The 25,344-nt window shown below is 66.6% G+C and carries 22 protein-coding genes and 1 tRNA gene; 14 read left to right on the top strand and 9 right to left on the bottom strand.

Annotated elements, in window-relative coordinates; genetic code table 11:
• Positions 1 to 57 precede the first annotated feature (57 nt).
• The 3 genes from ACOYR3_RS18070 to ACOYR3_RS18060 all read left to right on the top strand — a co-directional run bounded on the left by ACOYR3_RS18070 (position 58) and on the right by ACOYR3_RS18060 (position 2,983).
• Complete coding sequence (locus tag ACOYR3_RS18070; RefSeq protein ID WP_422843697.1) at positions 58 to 537, top strand: RidA family protein; 480 nt, start codon at positions 58 to 60, stop codon at positions 535 to 537.
• Positions 534 to 767: a DUF7661 family protein gene (locus ACOYR3_RS18065; protein ID WP_422843696.1), complete on the top strand. Its 234-nt coding sequence runs from the start codon at positions 534 to 536 to the stop codon at positions 765 to 767. The genes ACOYR3_RS18070 and ACOYR3_RS18065 overlap by 4 nt, the downstream gene beginning before the upstream one ends.
• Before the next feature lie 146 nt (positions 768 to 913).
• Complete coding sequence (locus ACOYR3_RS18060; protein ID WP_422843695.1) at positions 914 to 2,983, top strand: bifunctional 2',3'-cyclic-nucleotide 2'-phosphodiesterase/3'-nucleotidase; 2,070 nt, start codon at positions 914 to 916, stop codon at positions 2,981 to 2,983.
• Positions 2,984 to 3,073: 90 nt separating this feature from the next.
• Here the strand turns inward: ACOYR3_RS18060 and ACOYR3_RS18055 are convergent, their stop codons facing one another.
• From ACOYR3_RS18055 to radC, 3 genes are all read right to left on the bottom strand, one after another.
• Positions 3,074 to 3,745, bottom strand: coding sequence for a Smr/MutS family protein (locus ACOYR3_RS18055; RefSeq protein ID WP_422843694.1), 672 nt, complete (start codon positions 3,743 to 3,745; stop codon positions 3,074 to 3,076).
• 60 nt (positions 3,746 to 3,805) lie between these two features.
• Positions 3,806 to 5,002 (bottom strand): esterase-like activity of phytase family protein, encoded by a 1,197-nt coding sequence (locus tag ACOYR3_RS18050; protein ID WP_422843693.1) that lies wholly within the window; start codon positions 5,000 to 5,002, stop codon positions 3,806 to 3,808.
• Between the two features lie 92 nt (positions 5,003 to 5,094).
• Complete coding sequence (gene radC, locus ACOYR3_RS18045) at positions 5,095 to 5,808, bottom strand: RadC family protein (RefSeq protein WP_422843692.1); 714 nt, start codon at positions 5,806 to 5,808, stop codon at positions 5,095 to 5,097.
• 90 nt (positions 5,809 to 5,898) lie between these two features.
• On the opposite strand from radC, the gene ACOYR3_RS18040 reads away from it, so the two are divergent.
• Together ACOYR3_RS18040 and ispH are read left to right on the top strand one after the other, a co-directional pair.
• Entirely contained in the window at positions 5,899 to 6,363 is a 465-nt protein-coding gene (locus tag ACOYR3_RS18040; RefSeq protein ID WP_422843691.1) for an FKBP-type peptidyl-prolyl cis-trans isomerase, read from the top strand.
• A complete protein-coding gene (ispH, locus tag ACOYR3_RS18035) occupies positions 6,363 to 7,358 on the top strand; it encodes a 4-hydroxy-3-methylbut-2-enyl diphosphate reductase (protein ID WP_422843690.1) in 996 nt (331 codons plus the stop codon). The genes ACOYR3_RS18040 and ispH overlap by 1 nt, the downstream gene beginning before the upstream one ends.
• Positions 7,359 to 7,449: 91 nt before the next feature.
• On the opposite strand, the gene ACOYR3_RS18030 is transcribed toward ispH, so the two are convergent.
• Positions 7,450 to 8,169 carry an HPP family protein gene (locus tag ACOYR3_RS18030; protein ID WP_422843689.1) on the bottom strand — a complete coding sequence of 240 codons (720 nt, stop codon included), beginning with the start codon at positions 8,167 to 8,169 and terminating at the stop codon, positions 7,450 to 7,452.
• Positions 8,170 to 8,392: 223 nt separating this feature from the next.
• On the opposite strand from ACOYR3_RS18030, the gene ACOYR3_RS18025 reads away from it, so the two are divergent.
• The 4 genes from ACOYR3_RS18025 to mnmH all read left to right on the top strand — a co-directional run bounded on the left by ACOYR3_RS18025 (position 8,393) and on the right by mnmH (position 12,977).
• Entirely contained in the window at positions 8,393 to 9,334 is a 942-nt protein-coding gene (locus ACOYR3_RS18025) for a threonine/serine dehydratase (RefSeq protein ID WP_422843688.1), read from the top strand.
• 32 nt (positions 9,335 to 9,366) lie between these two features.
• Positions 9,367 to 10,686 (top strand): serine--tRNA ligase, encoded by a 1,320-nt coding sequence (gene serS / locus ACOYR3_RS18020; protein ID WP_422843687.1) that lies wholly within the window; start codon positions 9,367 to 9,369, stop codon positions 10,684 to 10,686.
• Positions 10,687 to 10,791: 105 nt separating this feature from the next.
• On the top strand, positions 10,792 to 11,853 hold the full coding sequence (gene selD / locus ACOYR3_RS18015) for a selenide, water dikinase SelD (RefSeq protein WP_422843686.1): 1,062 nt from the start codon (positions 10,792 to 10,794) through the stop codon (positions 11,851 to 11,853).
• A gap of 2 nt (positions 11,854 to 11,855) precedes the next feature.
• Positions 11,856 to 12,977, top strand: coding sequence for a tRNA 2-selenouridine(34) synthase MnmH (gene mnmH / locus ACOYR3_RS18010; RefSeq protein ID WP_422843685.1), 1,122 nt, complete (start codon positions 11,856 to 11,858; stop codon positions 12,975 to 12,977).
• Positions 12,978 to 13,054: 77 nt separating this feature from the next.
• On the opposite strand, the gene ACOYR3_RS18005 is transcribed toward mnmH, so the two are convergent.
• A tRNA-Ser gene (locus tag ACOYR3_RS18005) sits at positions 13,055 to 13,144 on the bottom strand.
• 224 nt (positions 13,145 to 13,368) lie between these two features.
• Here ACOYR3_RS18005 and ACOYR3_RS18000 point away from each other — a divergent pair.
• Positions 13,369 to 15,927, top strand: a complete 2,559-nt coding sequence (locus ACOYR3_RS18000) for a choice-of-anchor U domain-containing protein (protein WP_422843684.1) — start codon at positions 13,369 to 13,371, stop codon at positions 15,925 to 15,927.
• Positions 15,928 to 16,318: 391 nt separating this feature from the next.
• Here the strand turns inward: ACOYR3_RS18000 and ACOYR3_RS17995 are convergent, their stop codons facing one another.
• Complete coding sequence (locus ACOYR3_RS17995; protein ID WP_422843683.1) at positions 16,319 to 17,905, bottom strand: Ig-like domain-containing protein; 1,587 nt, start codon at positions 17,903 to 17,905, stop codon at positions 16,319 to 16,321.
• A 430-nt stretch (positions 17,906 to 18,335) separates the two neighbouring features.
• The gene (locus tag ACOYR3_RS17990) at positions 18,336 to 19,121 is read right to left on the bottom strand and encodes a glycosyltransferase (RefSeq protein WP_422843682.1); all 786 of its coding nucleotides are present in this window, start codon (positions 19,119 to 19,121) and stop codon (positions 18,336 to 18,338) included.
• Between ACOYR3_RS17990 and ACOYR3_RS17985 the strand changes: the two genes are divergently transcribed.
• Genes ACOYR3_RS17985 through ACOYR3_RS17970 form a run of 4 tightly spaced genes read left to right on the top strand, consistent with a single transcriptional unit; the run spans position 19,116 to position 22,711 of the window.
• Positions 19,116 to 20,024, top strand: a complete 909-nt coding sequence (locus ACOYR3_RS17985; RefSeq protein ID WP_422843681.1) for a galactosyltransferase-related protein — start codon at positions 19,116 to 19,118, stop codon at positions 20,022 to 20,024. The two genes, ACOYR3_RS17990 and ACOYR3_RS17985, sit on opposite strands and share 6 nt — an antisense overlap.
• Positions 20,021 to 20,701 carry a hypothetical protein gene (locus ACOYR3_RS17980; RefSeq protein ID WP_422843680.1) on the top strand — a complete coding sequence of 227 codons (681 nt, stop codon included), beginning with the start codon at positions 20,021 to 20,023 and terminating at the stop codon, positions 20,699 to 20,701. Before ACOYR3_RS17985 ends, ACOYR3_RS17980 begins: the two co-directional genes overlap by 4 nt.
• Before the next feature lies 1 nt (position 20,702).
• A complete protein-coding gene (locus ACOYR3_RS17975; protein WP_422843679.1) occupies positions 20,703 to 21,884 on the top strand; it encodes a hypothetical protein in 1,182 nt (393 codons plus the stop codon).
• Positions 21,881 to 22,711 (top strand): glycosyltransferase, encoded by an 831-nt coding sequence (locus ACOYR3_RS17970; RefSeq protein ID WP_422843678.1) that lies wholly within the window; start codon positions 21,881 to 21,883, stop codon positions 22,709 to 22,711. The genes ACOYR3_RS17975 and ACOYR3_RS17970 overlap by 4 nt, the downstream gene beginning before the upstream one ends.
• A gap of 75 nt (positions 22,712 to 22,786) precedes the next feature.
• Here ACOYR3_RS17970 and ACOYR3_RS17965 read toward each other — a convergent pair whose 3' ends face one another.
• Positions 22,787 to 23,683 carry a hypothetical protein gene (locus ACOYR3_RS17965; protein ID WP_422843677.1) on the bottom strand — a complete coding sequence of 299 codons (897 nt, stop codon included), beginning with the start codon at positions 23,681 to 23,683 and terminating at the stop codon, positions 22,787 to 22,789.
• Positions 23,680 to 24,921 carry a glycosyltransferase gene (locus ACOYR3_RS17960; protein WP_422843676.1) on the bottom strand — a complete coding sequence of 414 codons (1,242 nt, stop codon included), beginning with the start codon at positions 24,919 to 24,921 and terminating at the stop codon, positions 23,680 to 23,682. The genes ACOYR3_RS17965 and ACOYR3_RS17960 overlap by 4 nt, the downstream gene beginning before the upstream one ends.
• Positions 24,922 to 25,344: the final 423 nt, after the last annotated feature.

The following is a 25,344-nucleotide window of genomic DNA, read 5'->3' as shown; positions in this document are numbered from 1 at the left end:
CGCGCAGGCTGCCGGCGGCCCGGCACCGTTCGTTCAACCCAAGGAGCGAAAGACACCATGACCTTGTCCCGCGATGCCCGCTTTCAGGAACAGGCGCTGGCCCTGGGGTACAGCTTTGATGGAGAGATCAAGATCGGCGGCAACTACGTGCCGCTGGTGCGCGACGGCCGCCACGTCTACCTGAGCGGCCAGATCCCGCGCGTGGGCGACACCGTGGTGGTGACCGGCGCGGCCGGGGCGGGGGCGTCCCTGGCCGATGCGCAGAAGGCCGCCAAGGTGTGCGCGATGCGCGCGCTGGCGCTGCTGCAGCGCGCGCTGGGCTCGCTGGATGCCGTGCAGTCCATCTTGCGCATCACCGTGTACGTGCAGTCCGCGCCCGCCTTCACGCAGCAAAGCGAGGTGGCCGACGGCGCCTCGGACGTCCTGTTCACGGTGCTGGGCGAGGCCGGTGCCCACACGCGCACCTCGGTGGGGGTGCTGCAGCTGCCCAAGAACGCCACCGTGGAGGTGGACCTGATCGCATCGGTGGCGGCATGAGCGCGCCAGCGCCGCAGCATCCGCGCTTCAACGTCTTTGGCCGCACGGTGGAAGTGCGCCGCGAGGGCGCGCTGTGGCAGGCCTACCGCGTGGGCGCCGATGGCAAGCGCACGCCCGCAGGCTTCGTGATTCCCGACTTTGTGTCCGAGCACGAGCTGGCGCAGTTCCTGGAAGACCTGTTCCACGAAAGCGCCTCCCCGCACAACGGCGACGTGCACCGCATCGGTTGAGTTGCCGCCGCCGCCAGGCCCGGTGACCGGGGCCTGCAGTGCGGGTGGGGGGCGGGTGATGCTGGTGGTGCGCCGGCCTTGCCGCGTCACACCGCTGTCAAACCCGGCCCAGACACTCGGTCCCTTGTTTCAAACTGGGACTGTTCATGTCTGAACGCACTCTGGGCTTTCTGATTTCTCGTTCGCAGGTTTCACGCCGTGTGGCTGCACTGGGCGTGGTGGCGCTGGCTGCATCGCTGGTGGCCTGCGGTGGCGGCAGCGATGGCGACAACGCCGCCGCCGCCGGCGCCACCGCCACGCTGGCCGTGCTGGAGACCACCGACCTGCACTTCAACGTGCGCAGCTACGACTATTTCAAGCTGGCCGACGACAAGAGCTATGGCTTTGAGCGCACCGCCACGCTGGTGCGCGCCGCGCGCAAGGAGTTCGCCAACACCCTGCTGGTGGACAACGGCGACACCATCCAGGGCACGGCCCTGGCCGACTACGAGGCCACCGTCAACCCCATTCCGTGCACGCAGCAGCTGTCCATGTACAAGGCCATGGGCGCTTTGGGCTTTGACGCGGGCACGCTGGGCAACCACGAGTTCAACTACGGCCTGCCCTTCCTGAACCAGGTGCTGGGCGGCGGGCTGGACGTGGACGGCGTCGATGCCGCCAAGAAGTGCGCCGGCGCGGGCTACCCCATCGTGCTGGCCAACGTGGTCAGCAGCAAGACGAAGAAGCCGCTGGTGCAGCCCTACACGCTGCTGGAGCGCACGCTGGTGGCCAAGGGCGCTGACGGCAAGGAAGTGAAGCTGCCCATCAAGATCGGCGTGATCGGCTTCACCACCCCCGGCATCATGAACTGGGACAAGCGCTACCTCGAAGGCAAGGTGAGCACCGAAGGCGCGGTGGAAGCCGCTACGAAGTACGTGCCCGAGCTGCGGGCCAAGGGCGCCGACATCGTTGTGGCGTTGCTGCACGGCGGGCTCGATGGCGCGGCCTATTCACCCACCATGGAGAACCCCGGCCTGCACCTGTCCAAGGTGGCGGGCATTGATGCCATGGTGATGGGCCACCAGCACGGCGTGTTCCCCGACACGGCGGCCACCCCCAGCTTCAACCTGCCCGGCGTGGACCACAAGGCCGGCACGGTGAACGGCGTGCCCGCCGTCATGGCCAGCTCCTGGGGCAAGGCGCTGGGCGTGGTGCAGCTCGCGCTGCAATGGGACGGCAGCAAGTGGGTGGTGAACAAGTCCGCCAGCAAGGCGGAGCTGCGCAATATCCAGAGCAAGAACGCCGCGGGCGCCACGGTGACGGTGGACGCCGACCCCGCCATCGCCCCGCTGATCGAGACGCAGCACCAGGCGGCCATCCGGTACGTGAAGACGCCCATCGGCCAGACCGACTTCCGCATGAGCACGCTGTTCGCCGACGTGGGCGACCCCGGCGCGATCCAGATCGTCAACCAGGCCCAGCAGGCCTACGTCGCCGCGTACCTCAAGGCCAGCCTGCCGCAGTATGCGCAGCTGCCCGTGCTGTCGGTGAGCGCGCCGTTCAAGAGCGGCTTCCAGGGCGGTGCCGACTACACCGACGTGGCCGTGGGCCCGCTGGCCATCAACAACGCGGCCGACCTGTACCTGTACCCGAACACGGTGTACGCGGTGAAGGTGAACGGTGGCGACATCAAGAACTGGCTGGAGGCGGCCGCCAAGCGCTTCAACCAGATCGACCCCGCCAAGACCACGGAACAGGCGCTCATCAGCACGTTCCCCGGCTACAACTTCGACATGTTCACCACGCCGGACGTGCAGTACGAGATCGACGTGACCCAGCCCGTGGGCAGCCGCATCAAGAACCTGGCGTACCTGGGCAAGCCCATCGACGTGGCGCAGGAGTTCGTCATCGCCACCAACAACTACCGCGCCACCAGCGGCAAGAGCTTCATCGACAAGCTCGACGGCTCGGGCACCATCTGGGCCTCGCCGGACGCGAACCGCGACGTGGTGATCGACTACATCCGCAAGAACCCCGCCGTGACGCGCGCCGCCAACGGCGCCGCCAAGAGCTGGCGCTTTGCCAAGGCGAACGTGGCCGGCCCGGTGGTGTTCAGTTCGGGCGCCAACGCGCTGCCCGTGGCGCAGGCCGCGGGCCTGTCGAATGTGTCGCTGGTGGCGGCCGACGACGGCTCGGGCAAGGGCACGGCCAAGTACCGCATCGACCTGTCGAAGTGATGTAGGGCGGGTGCAGGGCAGCTGGTCGCTCTGCATTTGATAGCTGCTTGCGCTTGTTGGGCAAGCGCTGCAGGGCAATTTGACTAAAACCTAGGAGCCACCGCCCAGCCGCCGGCGCCCCGGCTGCAGCAGCACCACCAGCGCGCCCGCCCCGCCGTCCGCCGGGCGGGCCTGCACAAAGGCCAGCACCTCCTTTTTTTGCACCAGCCAGCGCTGCACCCGGCCCTTGAGCACGGGCGTCTTGCCCGGCGAGCCCAGGCCCTTGCCGTGCACCACGCGCACGCAGCGCAGGCCGGTGCGGTGGGCCAGGCGGATGAAGTTGCCCAGCGCCTCGCGCGCCTCGTCGGTGCGCAGGCCGTGCAGGTCCAGCTGGCGCTGGATGCTCCAGTGCCCGGCGCGCAGCTTGTGCGTCACGTCGCGGCCGATGCCGGTGCGGCGAAAGCTCAGCTGGTCGTCCACGTCCAGCAGCGTGGACACGTCGAACTCGTCGCTGATGGATTCGCGCAGCACGCGCTCCTCGTCCAGCCAGTGCTGCACGGGCAGGGGCTCGGGCGGCTCGGGGGTGTGCCAGCGGCGGTCGTGCTGGCCCTTGAGGGCCTGCACCGGGCCCACGGCGGTCTGGAACAGGTTCTGCTCGGCCCGGGCGCGGCGCTCGGCCTCGGCGCGCTCCTGCTGCAGCCGGGCTTCGCGCGCGGCGCGGTCTGCCAGCGCCTTGCGCAGAACTTGCAGGTCTTGCAGGGATCGGGCTTGGAACGCGCTCATGGAAGGTTCGGTTGTACCGCATGCCGGGGCCGGGGCGGCCCGGGGGCCGCTTTCTCCCCGTCAGTGCACCCGGTATTCCGCCGCGATGAACTGCGTGGTCTGCGCGGGGTTGAAGTTGTCGTCGCTCACGAACACCAGCACGCGCGCGCCCCCGGCCTCGGGCGGCAGCGGCGGTCCCCAGGCCATGCCCTCGATGTTGTCCACGTGCGGCAGGCCCAGCTGCGCAAAGTCGGCCACCAGGGCCTTGGCGGCGGGCGTGTGGTTGCCGGCGGCCAGAGCGGGCAGGCCCAGCGTGTCGCTGGCGCTGGCCAGGGCGATGCGGTACAGGCGCACCGAGGTGCCCACGCCCAGCGTGTAGGCGCGTTCCAGCACCAGCAGGTGGTCTGTGCCATCGGCCAGGATCTCGCTCACGCCGTTGGTGGTGTAGCCGCCCGGCACGGGGCTGGCGTGCGGCACCGGGTCCAGCGGGTAGGCGATCTGGCGCAGGGCGCGGCCGGTCTCCACGTCGATGGCGGTGATGCGCACCGGAGCGCCGCCGCTGGCGGGGGTGGCGCGCGGGCCGTCCTGCATCCAGGGGCCTTCCATGGCCAGCCACGCGGTGCGCTCGTCGGGCGACAGGGCCAGGCCCTCCAGCGTGGCGTTGTCGCGCGGGCCGGACTTCTCGCCCTTGGCGGGCGGGGCCGACTTCTCGCCCTTGGCGGGCGCGAAGGCAGCGGGCAGCGCGTAGTCGCGCAGCAGCGCGCCGTCGGCGGCCCGGGTGGCGCGCAGGGCGGGGCCGAAACCGCGGGCGAAGTCGCCTTCGCTGGTCCACAGGAAGGCGCCGCCGCCAGGGAGCCAGCGCACGGCTTCGGGGTCGGGCACCTCCACGCCGTCCACGGCACGCAGGCGCGACGCGTAGGGCTGGCCGGAGGGGCCGCGCAGGGTGATGACGCCGGTGAACGTGGGTGGGGCCAGCGTATCGGCGGTGTAGCGGATGCGGGCGGTGTAGGCGCGGGCGGGGTCCACGGCCGAGCGGTCGTCGGACAGCAGCAGGTACTGGTCGTGGGCCGCGTCGTAGTCCACGCCCGAGAGGCCGCCCACGGCGGTGCCGCCCACGTTCCAGCGGTGCGGCAGCGCCACCGCGCCAATGAGGCGCAGGCACGGCGCGGCCTGCTGCGCCCCGCAGTCGGAGGGCGTGGCTTGCGGCGTGGGCGGCACGGCGGGCGCGGTGCAGGCGGGCAGCAGCAGGGCGGTGGCGGCCCACAGGGCGGCCAGCACGGCGGCGGCCAGGCCGCCAGTACGCAGCCGTGGCCGTGGCCGTGGCCGTGGGCGGCGGGGCGGGGACGCAGGAGCGTTCGGGGGCATGGGCTTCAGACCAGACCCTGCTCGGCCATGGACAGCGCCTGGCCGGGGGCCACGATGACGTGGTCGAGCACGCGCACATCGACGAGGGCCAGCGTGCTCTTGAGCGTTTGCGTCAGGGCCTCGTCGGCCCGGCTGGGCTGAACGCTGCCGCTGGGGTGGTTGTGGGCCAGCACCACGGCGGCGGCCTGGTGGTGCAGGGCGCGCAGCACCACCTCGCGCGGGTACACGCTGGTCTGGGTGAGCGTGCCGCGAAACAGTTCCTCCATGGCCACCAGGCGGTTTTGCGCGTCCAGGAACAGCACCGCGAACACCTCGTGCCCCTTGGGCGCCAGGTGCAGCTGCAGGTAGTGCTGGACGGCCTGCGGCGAGCTGAACACTTCGCGCTCGCGCAGCTGCTGAGCCAGTGCGCGGCGGGCCAGTTCCAGCACCGCCACCAGCTCGGCGCGCTTTGCGGGGCCCAGGCCCTTGATGCGCTCCAGGTCGGCAGCGCTGGCGTGCAGCAGCCCGGCGATGCCCCCAAAGCCACCGCGGACGGCGCCGGTGGCAGCGTCCACGGCCGGGGGCTCCAGCAGCTCCTCGGCCATCTGCAGCACGCCCTTGCCGACGATGCCGGTGCGCAGCAGGATGGCCAGCAGCTCGGCGTCGGCCAGCGCGGCGGGGCCGCGGGCCAGGAGTTTTTCACGGGGCTGGGCGTCGGCGGGCAGGTGCTTGATGGCCATGGAACAGGAGGACAGGGGACGCGCCCGCGGCGGAGGCGGGGTAGGGTTTTGCCCGGTTTTCTACAATCGCACGAGTTTATCGAGACTGCCATGACCACTACCGCTGCCGCTTTGCCCACTGTCCAGCCGGGCTCCTTCCTCACGTTGCACTACCGCCTTGCGGGCCCTGCCGGCGATGTGATCAACACCTTTGCCGACAAGCCGGCCACCCTGTCGCTGGGCACGGGCGAGCTGTCGCCGGCGATGGAGCAGCGCCTGCTGGGCCTGGCCGAGGGCACGCGCACCACGTTCGAGCTGCCGGCCGGCGAGGCCTTTGGCGAGCGCAATGCCGACATGGTCCAGTGGGTGGCGCGCAAGCTGCTGAACGAACTGGGCGACCCCGACGAGCAATACAGCGTGGGCGACGTGGTGCAGTTCCCCACGCCCGACGGGCAGGGCAGCTACGCCGGCGCGGTGGCGCAGGTGCGCGAGGACGGTGCCGTGCTGTTCGACTTCAACCACCCGCTAGCCGGCCAGCCGGTGACGTTCGAGGTCGAACTCATCGGGGTCCTGTGATGCCGGGACCGCAGGAAATCCTGCTGGCGGAGCCGCGCGGCTTTTGCGCCGGCGTGGACCGCGCCATCGAGATCGTCGAGCGGGCCATCCAGAAATTTGGTGCCCCCATCTACGTGCGCCACGAGATCGTGCACAACACCTATGTGGTGAACGACCTCAAGGCCAAGGGCGCGATCTTCATTGAGGAGCTGTCGGAGGTGCCCCCCGGCGCGACGCTGGTGTTCAGCGCCCACGGCGTGAGCCGCGCCGTGCAGCAGGAAGCCCAGGCGCGCGGCTTCAGCATCTTCGACGCCACCTGCCCGCTGGTGACCAAGGTCCACGTCGAGGTGGCCAAGCTCGCCAAGGAAGGCTACGAATTCATCATGATCGGCCACAAGGGCCATCCCGAGGTGGAAGGCACCATGGGACAGCTGGACCATGGCATCCACCTGGTGGAAGACGTGCAGGACGTGGCCCGCGTGCAACCCGCGCAGACCGCCAAGCTGGCCGTGGTGACGCAGACCACCCTGAGCGTGGACGACGCCGCCGAGATCACCGCCGCCGTGCGCGCGCGCTTTCCCAGCGTGCGCGAGCCCAAGCAGCAGGACATCTGCTACGCCACGCAAAACCGGCAGGACGCCGTGAAGCTGCTGGCCCCGCAGGTGGACCTGGTCATCGTGGTGGGCAGCCCCACCAGTTCCAACAGCAACCGCCTGCGCGAGCTGGCGGCGCGGCTGGGCACGCGCGCCTACATGGTGGATTCGGCCGAGGAGCTGCGCACCGAGTGGTTCGAGGGCGCGGCCCGCGTGGGCCTCACGGCCGGTGCCTCCGCCCCCGAGGTGCTGGTAAGCGCCGTGGCCGACCGCATCAAGGCGCTGGGCGCGGTGTCGGTGCGCAAGATGGACGGCATCGAGGAAACCATCAAGTTCCCCCTGCCCAAGGGCCTGAAGATCGACGCGGCCACGGGCCTGCAGATCACCCAGCGCACCCCCGAAACCGGCCCGGCCGCGCGCTGACGCGCCGCGCCGGGTTGGTTTGCTACTAAATTTATAGCTGCTTGCGCTTACTGGACGGGCGCTAGAGGCTATTTTTCCTTGTAGTGCGGGGCTACAGCGACACCGCAGGCCCGATCCACAGGTCCAGCGGCGGGTCGGACGCCACCGCCCGCAGGATGTCGGTGCGCGAGATGAAGCCCGTCAGCAGCCCCGCCTCGTCCGTCACCGGCAGACCGGGCAGGCCGGTGTCCAGCAGCACGGCGGCCACGCGGCGCAGCTCGGTGTCGGCCGCCACGGTGGGCACGGGGCTCACCATCACCTGCGACACCGGCCGGCGCGCCAGGTCGATGGCCTGCTTGACGGCGCCCGGCTCGGGCAGCAAATCCAGCGGCGCCATGTCGGCCCGCAGCAGCAGCCCGATCACGCGGCCCTGCGCATCCACCACCGGGGCCTGGGCCACCTGGTGCTCGGCCAGGGTCTGCCAGGCGTCGTTCACCCGCACGTCCGGGCGCACGCCCAGGCCGCCGGAGGTCATCACATCGCGCACCTTGGTCAGCGGCTGGCGCGCAGGCTGCGGGCCCTGCCCGGTCTGGGCGTAGGCGCTCACGGCGTCCTGCGTCCGCAGGTTCACCGCCGGCGGCGGCGGGGCCGCGGCGCGGCCGGGTGCGGCGGCCCCCGGCGCGAAGGCGGGCACGGTGTCGCCCGGCGCACCGTCCAGGACCCGGGTGCGCAACGCCTGCGGCCGCTGCACGCGCCGCACCGGCGCGATCTGGGCGAGGTTTTCCGGACCGCCCCGGTACATCTGGCCCGAGGGGCCGAACACAAAGAACATGCTTTTCTCCTGCTGGCGGGCCGGTGAACCGCGCAGGGTTCGCGCCAGGGCCGCCCAGGCATGTTATCGGCAGGGCCGCGCCGCCGCTGCAGCGCGGGGGTGTATCCGCGTGTTGCAACCCCGGGCTGCGTGGGGCGGGGCAGGGCGCAGACCCCGCGCCGCGCAGGGGCCGGGTGTTGCCCTACACTGCCCGGCTTTGCCCGCACGCGCCCTGGAGTACCGCATGATCGACCGCCCCGCCATCGCGGCTGCCCGCCAGCAGCTTGTCGCCCGCCCCGACTTCCTGCGCACCACCCCGCTGATGCGCCTGTCGGGCCGGTCGCTGGGCGTGGACTGTGCCGAGGTCTGGCTCAAGCTGGAGCACCTGCAGGTGGGCGGCAGCTTCAAGGCGCGGGGCATGCTCTACCGCCTGCTGGCCAACCCCGTGCCCGACAGCGGCGTGATCATCGCCTCGGGCGGCAATGCCGGCATTGCCGTGGCCGCCGCGGCGCAGGCCCTGGGCGTGCGCTGCGAGGTGTTCGTGCCCGAGGTCTCGCCCGAGGCCAAGCGCCAGCGCCTGCGCGCGCTGGGCGCCGAGGTGGTGGTGACCGGCGCCGCCTATGCCCAGGCGTACGAGGCCTGCGTGGCCCGCCAGCAGGCCACGGGCGCGCTGCAGGCCCACGCCTACGACCAGCCCGAGGTGGTGGCCGGTGCCGGCACCCTGGCGCTGGAGATCGAGGAGCAGGCCCGCCGCCTGCCCGACAGCGTGCTGGTGAGCGTGGGCGGCGGCGGCCTCATCGGCGGCGTGGCCGCCTGGGTGGAAAGCCGCGCCCGCGTCATCGCCCTGGAGCCCGAGCGCGCGCCCACGCTGCACGCGGCCCGCACCGCCGGCCAGCCGGTGGACATGGAGGTGGGCGGCATCGCCGCCGACTCGCTGGGCGCGCGCCGCATCGGCGCCCTGGGCTGGGCGGTGAGCCAGCGCCATGTGCACGACGCGCTGCTGCTGCCGGACGACGCCATCCGCGCGGCGCAGCTGTGGCTGTGGAAAGAACTGAAACTGGCCGTGGAGCCCGCCGCCGCCCTGGGCCTGGCGGCGCTGCAGACCGGCACCTACCGCCCTGCGCCGCACGAGACCGTGGCCCTCATCCTCTGCGGCGCCAATTTCGATCCCGCCAGCCTGTGCTGAGCCAGGGCCGACCACCCCTTTAAAATCCTGCAATGCTTGACATCCTCCTCCTCCGCAAAGACCTCGACACCGCCATCGCGCGGCTGGAAACCCGCAAAAAGCCCCAGGCCTTCCTGAACGTGGAAGCCTTCCAGGCCCTGGAGTCCGAGCGCAAGACGCTGCAGACCCGCACGGAGGAGCTGCAAGCCCAGCGCAACCAGCTGTCCAAGCAGATCGGCATGCTGATGGGCAAGGGCGACAAGGACGGCGCCGAGGCCGCTAAGGCCCAGGTGGCCGCGTCCAAGGTGGAGCTGGAACAGTCCGCCGCCCGCCTGGAGCAGATCCAGGCCGAGCTGCAGGCCATGCTGGTGGCCGTGCCCAACCTGCCGCACGAAAGCGTGCCCGTGGGCAGCGACGAGCACGGCAACGTGGAAGTGCGCCGCTGGGGCACGGTGCCCGCGTTCGATTTCGAGGTCAAGGACCACGTGGACGTGGGCACGCCGCTGGGCCTCGATTTCGACATGGGCGTCAAGCTCTCGGGCTCGCGCTTCACCGTGATGAAGGGCCCGATTGCCCGCCTGCACCGCGCATTGAGCCAGTTCATGCTGGACGTGCAGACGCAGGAGCACGGCTACACCGAGTGCTATGTGCCCTATGCCGTGAACGCCGATTCGCTCAAGGGCACGGGCCAGCTGCCCAAGTTTGAAGGCGACCTGTTCGCCGCCAAGAAGGGCGGCCAGGATGGCGAGCCGGTGCCCGACAACGCGGCGCTCTACCTCATCCCCACCAGCGAGGTGCCGCTGACCAACTTCGTGCGCGACGTGGTGGTGGCCGAAGCCGACCTGCCCATCAAGCTCACCGCCCACACCCCGTGCTTCCGCTCCGAGGCGGGCAGCTACGGGCGCGACACGCGCGGCATGATCCGCCAGCACCAGTTCGACAAGGTCGAGATGGTGCAGATCGTGCACCCCGACAAGAGCTACGAAGCGCTGGAAGAAATGACGCGCCACGCCGAGGCCATCCTGCAAAAGCTGGGCCTGCCCTACCGCGTGATGAGCCTGTGCACCGGCGACATGGGCTTTGGCGCCGCCAAGACCTACGACCTGGAAGTGTGGCTGCCCGCGCAGAACACCTACCGCGAGATCAGCTCGGTGAGCAACTGCGAAGCCTTCCAGGCCCGCCGCCTGCAAGCGCGCTTCAAGAACGCCCAAGGCAAGAACGAGCTGCTGCACACCCTGAACGGCTCCGGCCTGGCCGTGGGCCGCACCCTGGTGGCCGTGCTGGAAAACTACCAGCGTGCGGACGGAACCGTCGAGGTTCCGGCCGTTCTCCGCCCTTACATGGGCGGAGTGTCGGAGCTTGCTCCGACCTGAGCGGATGGTTTCTGTGCAGGCTCACTTTTTGGCCCCGGTGGCCTGACGGGCCCAGCGTTGCGGCGCCGCAATGGAAGCGGCCCGCAGTTTCGGGACAATCGGGGGATGACCTCCTCTGCCTCCCCTTCCGACAACGCGCCCATCCGCCTCACCCAGTACAGCCACGGCGCGGGCTGCGGCTGCAAGATCAGCCCCAAGGTGCTGGACGTGATCCTGGCGGGCAGCGGCGCCCAGCACCTGGACCCGCGCCTGTGGGTGGGCAACGCTTCGCGCGACGACGCGGCTGTGTATGCGCTGGATGACGAACGCGGCGTGGTGTCCACCACCGACTTCTTCATGCCCATCGTCGACGACCCGTTCGACTTCGGCCGCATTGCCGCCACCAACGCCATCAGCGACATCTACGCCATGGGCGCCGACCCGCTCATGGCCATCGCCATCCTGGGCTGGCCGGTGAACCTGCTGCCGCCGGAGGTGGCGCGCGAAGTGGTGCGCGGCGGCCGGGCGGCCTGCGACGCGGCCGGCATTCCGCTGGCGGGCGGGCACTCCATCGACGCGCCGGAGCCCATCTTCGGCCTGGCCGTGACCGGCGTGGTGGAGCGGCGCCACATGAAGCGCAACGACACCGCCACCGAGGGCTGCCGCCTCTACCTGACCAAGCCGCTGGGCATCGGCATCTACACCACGGCCGAAAAAAAGGCCCTGCTGCGCCCGGAGGATGTAGGCGTGGCGCGCGATGTGATGTGCATGCTCAACCAGCCCGGCAGCCGCTTTGGCAAGCTGGCGGGCGTGACGGCCATGACCGATGTCACCGGCTTTGGCCTGCTGGGGCACCTGGTCGAAATGGCGGACGGCAGCGGCCTCACGGCCATCATTGATTCTGCTGCTGTGCCCCGCCTGCCGGGGGTGGCGCACTACCTGGAGCAGGGCTGCGTGCCCGGCGGCACCCTGCGCAACTTCGACAGCTATGGCGCGCGCATTGCCCCGCTGGCTGACGCGCAAAAGCACCTGCTGTGCGACCCGCAGACCAGCGGCGGCATGCTGGTGGCCGTGGCGCCGGACGGTGAGCGCGAGTTTCTGCGCACCGCGGCGGAGTGCGGCCTGGCGCAGCTGCAGCCCATCGGGCACCTGGTGGCCCAGCAAAGCCACGCCGTGGTGGTGGCTTGACCATGGAGACCGTGGCCGACTACCGGCACCTCTTCCTGGCCGATGTGCCGCTGATGGACGTGCGCGCCCCGGTGGAGTTCGGCCAAGGTGCTTTTCCCGGCGCCATCAACCTGCCGCTGATGAACGACAGCGAACGCCAGCAGGTGGGCACCTGTTACAAGCAGCGAGGCCAGCAGGCAGCCATTGCTTTGGGCCACACGCTGGTGTCCGGCGAGGTCCGGAGCGCCCGCATCGCGGCCTGGGCGGCGTTTGCGCGGGCCCATCCGCACGGCGTGCTTTATTGCTTTCGTGGCGGCCTGCGTTCGCAGATCACGCAGCAATGGCTGCAGGCCGAGGCTGGTATCGCCTACCCCCGCGTGGCGGGCGGTTACAAGGCGCTGCGCGGCTTCCTGCTGGACACGACGCAGCAGGCCGCGGACGCATGCGCCTTCGTGGTACTGGGCGGCCTCACCGGCACCGGCAAGACCGAGCTGATCGCCCAGCTGCCCTGCGGGCTTGACCTGGAGCACCATGCCAACCACCGGGGCTCCAGCTTCGGCCAGCGCGTGACCGGGCAGCCCGCCCAGATCGACTTTGAAAATCAGCTGGCCATCGACCTGCTTCGCAAGCGCGCGGCCGGCCACCCGGGCTTTGTCGTCGAGGATGAGGGTCGCCACATCGGGCGCTGCGCGGTGCCGCTGCCCCTGCGCCTGCGGCTGGAGCAGGCGCCGCTCGTGCTGCTGGAAGAGCCGTTTGATGCCCGCGTCGAGCGCATCCTGCGCGACTACGTGGTGGACGCATGCGCGCAATTCCAGGCCGCGCTGGGCCTGCAGCCCGGTTTCGCCGCGTTCTCGGCCCGCTTGCTGGAGAACCTGGACAAACTGGCCAAGCGCCTGGGCGGCGACCGCCACCAGGCCTTGCGCTCCACCATGGTGCGCGCGCTTGCCGCGCAGTCCGCCCATGGCGAGGTGGCCGCCCACCGCGACTGGATCGCCACGCTGCTGCGCGGCTACTACGACCCCATGTACGCCTACCAGCGCCACCACCGCGCCGGCCGCACCGCGTTCCAGGGCGATCGCGCCGCCGTGCTGGCCTATCTGCAGAGCCGAGAGGATTTGCAGGCACCGGCCCTGCCGGGCGCATGATGCGGCCGGATTTTCACCCGCAGCCGCAAAGAAAAAGGCCCTGCGCTATGTCTTCCATAGCTGCAGGGCCTTGATGCTGGCGGAGAGGGTGGGATTCGAACCCACGGTAGTGTTGCCACTACGCCTGATTTCGAGTCAGGTACATTCGACCACTCTGCCACCTCTCCTGTGTGTCGAAGCCTTTGAGTATAGCAGGGATTTTTCGCTCGTTCGTGGGTGTGACGACCGGGTGCAGAGGGCGAGCGATGGCTTGGCGGCATGCCCCACCTGGGCGCGATGGGGCAAGGGGACATCCGCCGGGGTGGTATTCGTCGTCTCTATCAATGAGAATGGCCGCGGCGGCAATTGAGGGTGTCCGCCTGCATTTTGCCAAAACCGGGAGGTTGTCAGCATGGTTTTCATCAAGCACCTTGCAAGAAGGGGGCGGCTCATTCTCGCTCTGCTCTTCGCGATAGGGTTCCTCTCGATTCCACAGGCCCGTGCTGCCTTCGCCACCCGTGCGGTGCATGCCACCGGCTACACCGGCTTGTTCATTTCGATGGCGCTTGATGCGGCGCAACGGCCGATCATTTCATTTTTTGATTTTTCGACCACCGATCTTCAGATCCTGTTTTGCGCTGATCGCCAGTGCAGCGCGGCGACCGTGAAGACCCTGGACCTGAATGCCGGTGCGGTCGGGCGGTATGGGTCGCTCGTTCTCAATGCAGCGGGCCACCCGGTGGTGAGCTACTACGACAGCACGGGGCAACGGCTCAAGCTGGCGATCTGCGCGGATCCCGGTTGCGACGCAGTGACCACCGTGATCCTTGATGACTCCGCTGCAGATGTCGGACAGTACACCTCCCTGCAGCTCTCGCCTGCGGGGAATCCCATGGTGTCGTACTGGGACGTGACCAATCGGGACTTGAAGCTCGCGGTCTGCGCCGATCCGATGTGCTCCTCGGTCACGACCACCGTGGTGGACGGTAGTGCTTCGGTTGTGGGGGAGTACAGCTCAATGCAGTTGAATGCCGCCGGCAACCCCGTCATCGCCTACCTCGACGGAGGCGCTTTCAGCCTCAAAATCGCAACGTGCAACGCTCCCACATGCAGCGCCCCGCTGATTCGCACGCTGGATCCTGGCCCTTTTGCGGGGCTCTATCCCTCCCTGCGCCTGGATGCCGCCGGCAACCCCGTGGTCGCATATGCCGGAAACTCGGCCTCGAAAATCGTGCAGTGCCAGGACGCCACCTGTACGGCAAGCACCATCCATTTTTTGGACCAGACGACGGTTGGCGTCGGTATTTACGCTTCCTTGCGGCTGTTGTCTGATGGAAGGCCCATCGCCAGCTATTTCAATAGCAACGGCAGCGATCTGCGGGTGGCCAGTTGCGTTGACGTCGCTTGCAGTGCCGCAACGGTCGAGGTGGTGGCTTCTGCGGGCTCCATCGGCTACTACAGCTCGCTGCGCCTGGTGGGCGACCGGCCGGTGATTGCGAGCCATGAAGGCAACAATGGCGATCTCATGTTCAGCTACAAGGCGCCGGGCGTGACGTCGGTATCGGTGCCTGCAAGCGGCACCTATCGTGCGGGCCAGAACCTGGATTTCGCCGTGCATTGGGACGAGCCCGTTACCGTGGTGGGAGCGCCAACGCTGGGCCTCACGCTGGGAAGTGGCAGCGTGAACGCAAGTTACCTCGGAGGATCCGGGGGGACGGAGTTGACCTTCCGCTACACCGTTCAGCCCGGGGATATAGATGCCGATGGCATTGCCGTGGGTGCGTTGGGGGCACCCCCGGGCACGATCCACGCCGATGGCTATGATGCGCTGCCCGCCCTGAATGGCGTGGGCAGTACGGCGGGCATCCTGGTGGACACGGCGGCGCCTGGGGTGGTGTCCGTGGCACCGCCCCCCAGCGGCAATTACCTCACCGGCCAGGCGATGGATTTCAGCGTGAGCTTTGACGAGCCCGTGACCGTGGACGCCAGCGCAGGCACGCCCCGGCTCGAACTCACGGTGGGCGCAGCCAGTGTTTTTGCCGACTATGTTGCTGGATCGGGCAGCGCGACCCTCGTCTTTCGCCACACGGTCGCAGCCGGTGAAAACGACAACGATGGAATTGCCGTGGGTGCGCTGCAACTCAACGGCGGGACCCTTGCCGACGCCGCATCCAATCCGGCTGCAATATCCCTCGCGGGCGTGGGCTCGACCGTGGGCGTGTTGGTGAACCGCAGTTACCAGGTCACCGCCAGCGCCGGAAGCAATGGCTCCATCGTGCCGGCGGGCACCCAGGCAGTGGCCCAAGGGGCCTCGCTGACTTTTTCGCTGGCGCCCCAGCCCGGTTACGCTGCCAGTGTGGGCGGCACCTGCGGCGGCACACTGGCGGGCAATACTTTCACCACGGCAGCGATTGTGGCGGACTGCACGGTCGTGGCCAGCTTTGCGCTGGTGCCTGTCAGGAGCTACACCGGCCCGTCGGCCACGGGGGAGGGGGCTATCACTGCTTCATTTACTGGTGGTGGCGCCACCTGTTCTTTCGATACGCCGCAGTACATACCGCTGACGGGGCACGCGCACAGCCCTCCTGCGGGCAGCGCGCCGCCCGGAGAGGCTTTTCCGCATGGACTCTTTGACTTCCGCGCTGTGGAATGTGGGGCGGGGGAGACGATCACCATGACCATCACCTACCCGTCGCCCGTGCCCCCCGCCAGCCGCTACTGGAAGTACGGCCCGACCCCGTCCGAGCCGGCGCCGCATTGGTACATTCTTCCCGCCACGATTGCGGGCGCCACCGTCACCTTCAGCATCACGGATGGGGGGCTGGGCGACGACGACTTGGCGGCCAACGGCACCATCGTGGACCCAGGAGGGATTGGCTATCTGGTGTCTCCGGTGCCCGTGCTGTCGGCCGGGGCTGTGTGGCTGCTGGCGCTGATGCTTGTTCTGCTGGCAGTGCGCCAGCGGTACTGATCTGCGAGCGCCCGCCGGATGGGGCGGGTGGGGCGCAAGACTTGTGGGCTGTAGCCATACGCGCGGGCAAGCGCACAGCGATTGATTCAAAGCGCGAGCTTCCGATCGCTTCAAAAGGCCAGCGGCTCAGGGTTGGCGAAACGGCAGCCTTGGTTCACGCGCATCCTTTTCACGAATCGTCGCGCTGTGTGCATCTGCGGTCTCGGGTGGCCTGCGGCGTTGCAAATGCTCGCAATAGCACCGGCTATTGCGGCGCTTTCCGCCTTGCGGCCCATCCCGTTCCGCGGCGCAACCCCAGTCAAGCGCCGGAAGCCACGAATTTGATGGCAACCGACATTTGCGAAGTCTCAGGGCTGCCGAGAGGCAGACGCGCCTTCACGCTCGGGTGGGGCTACTCTCGCTTGTTGGTGCGATCATTTCGGCGGCGGGGCACCCAGACGCCCATGCCGGCCAGCAAGGCGGACAAGCTGGCTGCGCCCCATCCGCTTAGGGCGGGGACGGGTCGCACCGTCGTGACGGGCGGGTCGACCGGAGGCGCGGCAGTGACGGTAATAGTTACCTTGCCGGGATATTTCGCCAACGACTTGCCCTGTGCATCGAATTCTTCGAGTTCATAGAGGAACTCGTCGACACCGACATAAGCCGGGTCGGGCACATAAACATAGGCGCCGGTATTGGGATCAAAGGAAACCAATTGGCCATGCGCTGGCTGCGAAGTAGAGTGGAACTGGCCGCTCACCATGCCGGCCAGCCGGTCGTTGGGTGCAACGCCCGCTGAGAGCTGCTGACCTGCCACGACGGATGCCACATCATCCACCACGCGAGAAAGGACGGTGATATTTACGGTCGCGAAAGTATTGCTGGAGTGGCTGGCTCCTTGGGAGTCGACCCAGCCTTGCCGCAATTCATATTTGAACTGGTCGGTACCGAAAAATCCCGGCTGAGGTTCATACAGGAACCTCCCGGCGAAATCCATGGTGAACGTTGCTGCATGCGCAGGAGTCGAGCCCGGATCCAGGATGCCATCAACGTCTGCATCAGCACCTGCCGCTATGGAGTACCAGCTCACGGAAGGATGAAAATCGTCATTTCCCTTGACGTTCGCCTGAATATACTGGCCGGCGTACAGCCCATAGGCATCATCCGCCGCGGCATATGAGCCCACAGGAGCTGGCGGAGAAGGTGGCACGGAAACAGGAGGGTTCGTTGCACCGCCAGAAGAATTCACGGTAACACTGACCGGTGCAAAGGACGTTTTGTACAGTGCTGCCCCATCCGTATTCAGAAGGGAGTAATAAAAGCGGTCGACTCCTGTAAAGCCGGGATCAGGATAGTAGACAAAAGAAGCCGGACCGCTGGGAAACTGGCTCTCATCAGGATTTCTGACCACCATTCCATGCTGGGGCTGAACCAAGAGTGAGAGATCAACAATGACATTCGCGGTGTTCAATTGCACGCCAATGTCATTGCTAAGGGGAAAAATAGTGACAGACTTGTCTGCAACCGTTGTCGCGGCATCAGGCTGTGCCTGGGGATTGGCGGGATTGATCTGGATACTGACGGATGCGGAACTGCTGCTGCTACCCTCTACCAGAGAATAGCCAAGCCAGTCGTTCATGACGGTGTCGCCCGGATTGGGCGGCGCGACATAGCTGAAGGCGCCCGTGGCAGTATCAGTCAGCGTAAAAGTGCCAACCTGGGCTGGAGCGGCCTGGAAAACAGGCGACTGTGCAGGGTCCAGATTGTCATTGGTTCCCAGGCTTCCCGAGATCGTGCCGCCCGAAGGGGCGAACACCTGATCGTAGACGGCAGGCCCGGCCTTTGCAGTCTGGGATGCCGCGGTGACCAGCAACCCCAGGGCAACCAAGGCAGAAGGCGCCGGGCGCAAAAGCCGGCCGCTTGCCGAGCTTCCTTCCTCCGGTGCGGAGAGCTCGGTGCCCGAGGGGCCGGAGGATTCTTGAAGACTCTTGGACTGCATGGGACTGGATTAATTCAAAGCTAGACACGGCAACGGGGTGTCACCCAACGCAAGCGAACGCGCAGGGAGATCGGAGCTCAGCGGGATGCGGGTATCGAGCCAGCCGGCCCAGGCGACGCGAATCTGTGAACTGGCTTGTTTTATCCCCAGCCCGGGCTATGGCCATCCCGCGTAAAAAATTATCCACCGAAGTCGGGAAAATCGACGATGCAATCTCCCGGTTGATTTTTTAACAATTGTTAACTTGCCGGCGCTGATGGCTTATTGGGGTGGCCGTTGTGCTCGCATCCTTGTGGGGGGCATATTCGGCGGGCCTCTTTCGTCACCGTGGCACTCGCCGCATTTCGCCAGCGCCGCAATCGCCCAAATAGGCTCCCTCGCGCCTTCTATGGCAGGCGCTCATGCTAGGCGCGTGAGGCTTGCGGCCGGGTCAGGGTATTTGCAACTGCACCAGCGTCCCACTGGCCCGGATCTGGGTATATGGCACAAGGTCGTTGTACTCGCCGATGCGTGCACGCAGTTGCGCTTTCTTCGCCGTCACAAAAGCCAGTGGCATTTGCTTCAACTCTGAAATTGCGTGGTGATGATGGGCATTCCAGACGTTGTTGCCGTGAAAGGTGTAGATGTAGCACCAGCCGCAATGGCGCAGCCGGGTGATGGCGTGGCCGGCGGCGAGTATCGCCAGGCAAAGCCCGGTGTCTTCTCCGCGTGGAACTTCCGGATAGGCTGGCATCTTCTCTCGCTTGCCAAGCAAGGTGCCCTGGACAAAGTTCAGCGGATAGGCCTCGCTGTTCCAGTCATCCCAGACCAGGGTACGCTCCTGGGCAAATCCGTGCAGCTGGTCGCTGAGGAAACAGAAGTCTGCGTTCGCTTTCTGAAGCGCCTCGAGCTGCAAGGCTATGCGCAGGGGGTGGTAGCGGTCATCGTCATCCCATTGACAAACCAGATCACCCTGCGCCAGGCTGACGGCCTGGTTTCTCAGCGATCCCAGGGTATGGCCTGCCGCAAGCTGGTGCACTGTGATTTTGGTTGCGGTTTCCGTGCGCTCAGGAGCATGCGCAACCCAGCGACTCAGCAAATCGTCAAAAGCATTATCCCCGTCATGAGCGATCAGGAGATCCCGGTCGGGATGGCTTTGTCGGCAGAAATCGGCGATGGCCAGCTGTGCCATTTCCAATCGGCTGGGGAATGTCACCATGATGCCGGTCACATGCATGAGTTAAATTCTTTCATCTGGCTACTGGCGCGGTATCTGGATGATATTGTTGGACATTGTGCACTGGCGCTGCCGAGAGGCAAGCGTCAAATTTTCATCCTCTCTTCGCAGGCAATGAATGTTTCCATATTGATGACCTATCGTGAGACGAGCCCTCAGCGGCGCAGAAATCTGCTGACCACGCTGCAATGGCTCGCGCACGAGGTGCCGGACGTCAAGGCGCTGGTGCTTGAACAAGACTCCTATCCGCGATTGCAGGGTGGATTGCCGCACGGCAACCATCAGGCCGTTTTTGCCTACAACCCCCATCGGTTCAACAAATCGTGGGGCTTGAACGTGGCCATGCGCGTTTCGGGCGCGTCCATTGCAGTCTTCACGGATGCCGATCTGATCGTTGCCGGTGGCGTCCGGGCGCTGATCCAGGCTTGCGGACAGCGCAGCCCTGTCGCCAAGCCTTATCGTGACGTGCTGGACCTTTCGGAGGAGGAGAGTGAGCGCGTGCACCGCGGTGAGCATGGCTTTCGCCCAGCGCCACGGCCCGGGCGCCAAGCCCGCAACGAACATCTGGTCCTGTGTGGTGGCATGTTCGCCATCCGCGCCGATGCTTTCTATCACGTAGGCGGCTGGGATGAGCGCTTTGTCGGCTGGGGCGGCGAAGACGATGCGCTGAGCCTGAAGATCCAGCGTGCGAACATGCAGGTCGCGGCGCGGAACGGTGTGGCCCTGCACCTATGGCATCCGCGCGCGGTGGAGCAGATGGAACGGCGGCACTATCTTGAGAATGTGGCGCTGCTTGAAAGCTTGCGCGCCAACTCGGATGTGCAGCTTCACCGCATGGCGGAGGTGCAGCGCCAGGTGATCGGCCACCGGGAAAAATACCGTCCGATGGAGGGGGCGCAATGAGCGACAGTCAGGCTGCGCCCGCCGCGCCGCAAAAGCCGCATCTCATGATTGCAACGCCTGCCTATGGCGGCATGCTGCACATGGACTATCTGAATTCGCTGCTGAACTACCAGCGCGAAGGCATTGAGTTCACCTTGGCCACCATCGGCAATGAGAGTCTGATCACGCGGGCGCGTAATACGCTGCTTTCGCTGTTCTGGGCCAATCAGTCCTGCACGCACCTGCTGTTTCTTGATGCTGACGTGAGCTTGGAGTCTGCCGGGCTCAGGCACATGCTTGCGCAGCGGCGGGACGTCATTGGCGCACCGGTTGCCTTGAAGGGGCGCAACCCGCACGGGCAGCGCATCTTCAATGTCGGCAAATGTGTTGGAGAGGCTGGCGAACAGATCCTTGTCGAGCACGTCGGTACGGCGGCGCTGCTGCTCAGCCGCCGGGCGGTGGGTGCCCTGGTTGAGCAGGCGATCGCACGAGGCGACGTCTATGCGCCAGCCAGAGCAAACCTGCGCGGCAGCTACGACGAGAACGCCCTGATGTACGACGTGTTTCAGGTGGGCGTGGTCGATGGCGTCTACCTTTCGGAGGACTACTGGGTCTGCCGGGCGCTGCGTCAGCTTGGCTTCGACATCCATGTGCAGCTTGATGCCCTAACCAAGCACCATGGCACCATGGCAGCCTGACATGCAGATCATCAGTTTTCTGGCGCCCGGCGAGCCATCGCAACAGCCCGACCTGTCCCTGCTTGCCATCCGGTATGTCCGGGCGCTCGTTAACGCGCAAGTGCCTGTGTACTGGCAGGTGCTGGCCGCACCGGGGGCGGCAATTGCGTTTACATCCACCCTGGCGCCGAGGGCCTTGACGGCTGAAGCGGTGATGCGGATCAGCGAGATCGACAGCGCCCTGGGGGACCTGAGAGACCTGTTCCAGGCGACGCGTGAGCCTGTCGGGGGCGGTGTGACTCTCGCCATGACTGCGCCCCAGTGGTGGCCCGCGCTGCTGGCACCGCTGCAAGGCCGCCGTATCGCGTACCTGGAGCCGAGTCCCTTCCTGCTGGCGGAGCAGATCGCACCCTATTGCAGCTATCCCGACGAAGTGTGGTTGCCTGATGAGGACCTGGCGCAGCCATTGCTGCGACATCAGCCCGGCTTGCTGACCAAGGCCCTGCCTCCGGTGCGCCGGCTTGCGGTGCAGCAGGACATTTCTGTCGAACGCCTTGCCGCTTTCCGGCAGATGATGGGTGTCGGTGAAAAAACCTTTGTGTTCTATGCCATGCTGGACGCACATTCGTCGGAATGTTGCGCAGACTTGCTCAGGGCCTATTCGCTGGCATTTGACGGGGAAACGAAGGCCGATGTGGCATTGGTGGTCCAATGCCCGCCGGAGTTCGTTGATCCCCTGCGGGACGGCGCACCGATGCCTGCTGTGCAATTCGTCGAAGGATTGCTGGCCGGGATGCCTTCGTCGCGCGGGCACGACAGGCCGAAAATCGTCTTGTTGGACAAGAACCTGAACTCCACAGGACGGGATCTGCTGCACGCCTGCGGCAACGCCTTGCTGGTGCCGCGCAGCGGCGATGCCCTCGGATTGCGCGCGATCGATGCCGCCGAAGTCGGCAACGAGGTGATAGGCCCAGCCGAAAGGAGTCTTGAATTTCTGCTGGGCACCGCGTGGCAAGCGCTTGCGGGCCCGCACTCCTCGGCCGGATTTGTGCAAGCGCTGGCGCAGGCCATGAGAGAGGTCTGGCTGCGCCGCGATGGCTACGGCGGTGATCGCGATAGGGTCCAGTGGCATGTGGCCAACGCACTGTCAGAGGCGGCATTTGTCCTCCGTGTTCAGGGTCTGCTGGGAGGCGCCGAAGCATGAACAAGCGGTTTCACTTCATCTTTGGCTTGCGCCCGCAGACAGAGCCATTTCACCTGGTCCACTACCTGTGCCTCTCGTCATGTATCGCCGTGAACCAGCCCCAGGAAGTCAGCCTCCACTTGCGGTATGAGCCTTTCGGGCCCTGGTGGGACCGGATCAAGGGCAGGCTGAACCTGCGCGGCGTCGATGACCGGCGGTCGTCGGGCTTCAACGAGGCACTTTACGGGCGCACCGAGGAGGGGCGCGTCATCGCCGGGCAGGGCATCAGCTACGCACACGAAGCGGATTTCATCCGGCTGTCCTTGCTCAGGGAGGAAGGCGGCGTGTATGCCGACATGGACACCCTGTTCGTCAGGCCGTTCCCCGACTTCCTCTATGAGCAGGCATGCGTGCTTGGCGAGGAGGACGCCTACCGCGGAGACAACGGCGTTGTGCAGCCATCGTTGTGCAACGCCGTCATCTTTTCGCAGCCTGGCAGCATGTTTGTATCGCACTGGCAAGAGCAGGCGATGCAGGTGTTTGACGGCACATGGAGCAAGCATTCATGCCAACTGGCGGCCCGGCTCTGGCAGCGAATGCCCCAACATGTGAGTGTCGCCCCGCGTCAATGGTTCTACCACTTCGGAGTGAGTCCTGCCGGCATCCGGGCCCTGTTGGAGGAAAAAGCCATGATCCCCCGCCAATTGCTCAGCATGCATCTGTGGGCGCATCTGTGGTGGTCGGAGCGGCGGACCGACTTCACCAGATTCCACGCCGGCTTGCTGGACGAGGCCTATGTTCGCCAGGGGGCCAGCACCTATGCCTGGGCGGCGAGGCAATTCCTTTGACCGGCAAAAGCACCCGGCGGCCTCTTGCAGGGTGGAGTCCGGGCGCAAGGCTGGCCCGTGCTGGGAAAAACGCCCTCAGAACGGCATGCTGACCCGGGCCGTTGCGCTGGTGTACCGGTACGAGCCCGTGCGGCCGGACAGCAATGGCGCGGCGTTGCTGGCTTCGAGCCCAGCGAACCATTGGACGGCACTGCGGCGGCGGGCGCCGATGCCGAGGCTGCCGCGCCACAGCGGGTCGGAACCTCCGTCGATGCGCTGCCGCCCTGTGTCGATGCTGGCGCTCAGCACGAAGGCCTCGGCGACCTCGAACCGCGACGACAGGCCTGCGGATGCTTCTTGCAGGCGGTCCGGCGAAAAATACTCGGGGCGGTACGGGTTCGTGTTGTGGTAGTTGCGCGTCTTGACGTAGGCGTTCAGGCCATAGCGCTCATCCAGCGAGTAGTTCCAGCGCGTGCGCAGCATGGGCCGGTGGTTGTCGTTGGAAAACAGCGCCGTGCCGGCCGCGATACCGACGTTGAACCGCTCGGAGAACGCATGGTCCAGCACCAGCGCCAGCGCCGTGAAATGGGTGCCGCTGTCGATGCCCCGGATGGAGTTCACCAGGTCGCGCTCCAGGCTCACGCCCAGGGCGGTGGCGGGGCTGAGCTGCTCCATGTAGTCCAGGCCTCCGACCACATAGCTGGTGCCGGCGATGCGGGCCGTGCCCAGGTGGGCTTCGATGGTGCGTTCCTTGTTCGCCTGCTTGTACGTGGCTTCGGCGAGGTTGCCGCTGGCAGCCCAGCCGGGGGCGGTGTAGCGCAGCGCGCCCACGCGTGCACCCCAGCCGGCAGCGTTGGCGTACCCCAGGGTCTGGCGGGTCTCGTGAAAGCCGTCCGAGTCGTGGCTGGCGAACAGTGCACCCGACACCGACTGCGCCTGCGCTCCGCAGGCGGACAGCATCGCCAGTGCCGCGATCAGCCGTGCCGCGGTCATTTGGTCCCCCAGTTCTTGGAGCGGCTCACCAGTTCCTTGATGTAGCCCAGCACGCAGGCCGGCTGCAGCACCACGCTGTAGAACAAGGCATAGAAGACGAAGCCCAGCACATTGCGGCGGACCTTGAGCCCTTGTTCGATGAACATCTTGGATTGGACGGCAAACATGAGGTAGTTGACGATCATAGCCAGCGGCAGGACCAGCAGCGTCATCGGTCCGGCGATCCAGTACACGCCGAACAGCGCGAGAACCAGGCCCGGCACAAAGGCGAAGGTGTAGACCAGGTCCATGTAGGGAAACAGCAGGTTCCACCAGATGAACAAAGTGCTCATGCGCGCCTTGAATAGCAGCCGCCAGTGCAGCTTGAAGGCTTCAACGAGGCCGCGCGACCAGCGCTGGCGCTGGCGTATGAACTGCAGCCAGGTTTCGGGCGCGTTGGTAAAGAGGCAGGCGTTCTCCGCAAAGCCCACGCGGTGTCCGCGCTCCAGGATCGCCCAGGTCAGAACGATGTCTTCACCCACTGTGTGGGCCCACCCGCCCAGTTCCCGCAGCAGGGCTGTGTCATAGATGGAGAACGCGCCCTGAGCCACGAGCGTGCCCTGGTACAGGCTCTGCAGGCGCTTGATGGCCGCGATGCCGTGGAAGTAGTCCCATTCCTGGATGGCGGTGACCATGTTCTTGCGCGAGTTGCGCACCAGCACGGCGCCGGCGACCGCCCGGGTCGTCGGTGGGTCGCTCAGGTAGCGCCGCACCAGGTTGCTCAGTGCGTTGTGGTGCAGGTAGGAGTCGCCGTCCACCGTCACGGTCAGCCGGTGGCGGACGAGCTTCAGCCCGGCGTTCAGGGCGTTGGCCTTGCCCACGTTGCGCTCCAGGTTGAGCACCTGGAGCCAGGGGTAGTCCAACTGCGCCAGCTTCCGGGCGGTGGCGTCCGTCGAGCCGTCGTTGATCACCAGCACCTGCAATGGCCCGGGGTACTGCTGGCGGGCAATGCTCTCGATGGTGGAGGCGATGTTGGCCTCTTCGTTGTACGCCGCCACCAGGATGGAGAGGCCCGGCAGCGTCGCCACGGCATGGTTTGCGGCCGGGCGCCGGTCCAGCAGCAGGCTGACCACCAGAAAGGCGTTCATGAAGCCGGGAACCACGGCAATGCCATAGATCACGGGGTAGGCCACCCAGGGACTTACCACGTGCCCCAGGTCGCGTATCCATGCGTCCGCTGCGTAGATGGAGAAACCCATCCACATGATCCCGGCCAGGAGCGCAAACGTGAATTTCCAGCGCACCGGGATGTAGCGCGTGGTCCGCGCTGCGGTGCCCGGGCTTGTGGCACGTTTTTCGTTTGGAGAAGGGGCGCTGCGCGCCTGTTGGTTCCGGGGTGCGCTGCCTCGCAGCGCCATCGTTGAGAGGGAAACAGGGGGCGTCATGCCAAGCGTTCGCAGCCCGGTGCCCGCGCAAAAAGCGTCACTTAAGTGCTCTAAATGTAAACAAAAGAAACTAAAGTGTACAAAATTTGGCAGCACCTTGCTGCGCCTCAAGCCGGCAGAGGCTGCGGGCCCATGCGTAGCTGGTTTCAGGCGGGGAACGCCTTGCCTGCCGTGTGCCAGCAGAACCGTGCACGGGCCGCGAAAGCGCGGCCCCGGGGGGGACGAACCCAAGCTTTA

The sequence above is a fragment of the Acidovorax sp. M2(2025) genome (assembly GCF_049330835.1).
Classification (GTDB): domain Bacteria; phylum Pseudomonadota; class Gammaproteobacteria; order Burkholderiales; family Burkholderiaceae_C; genus Acidovorax.
This window is presented reverse-complemented; position numbering and strand designations above follow the sequence as displayed.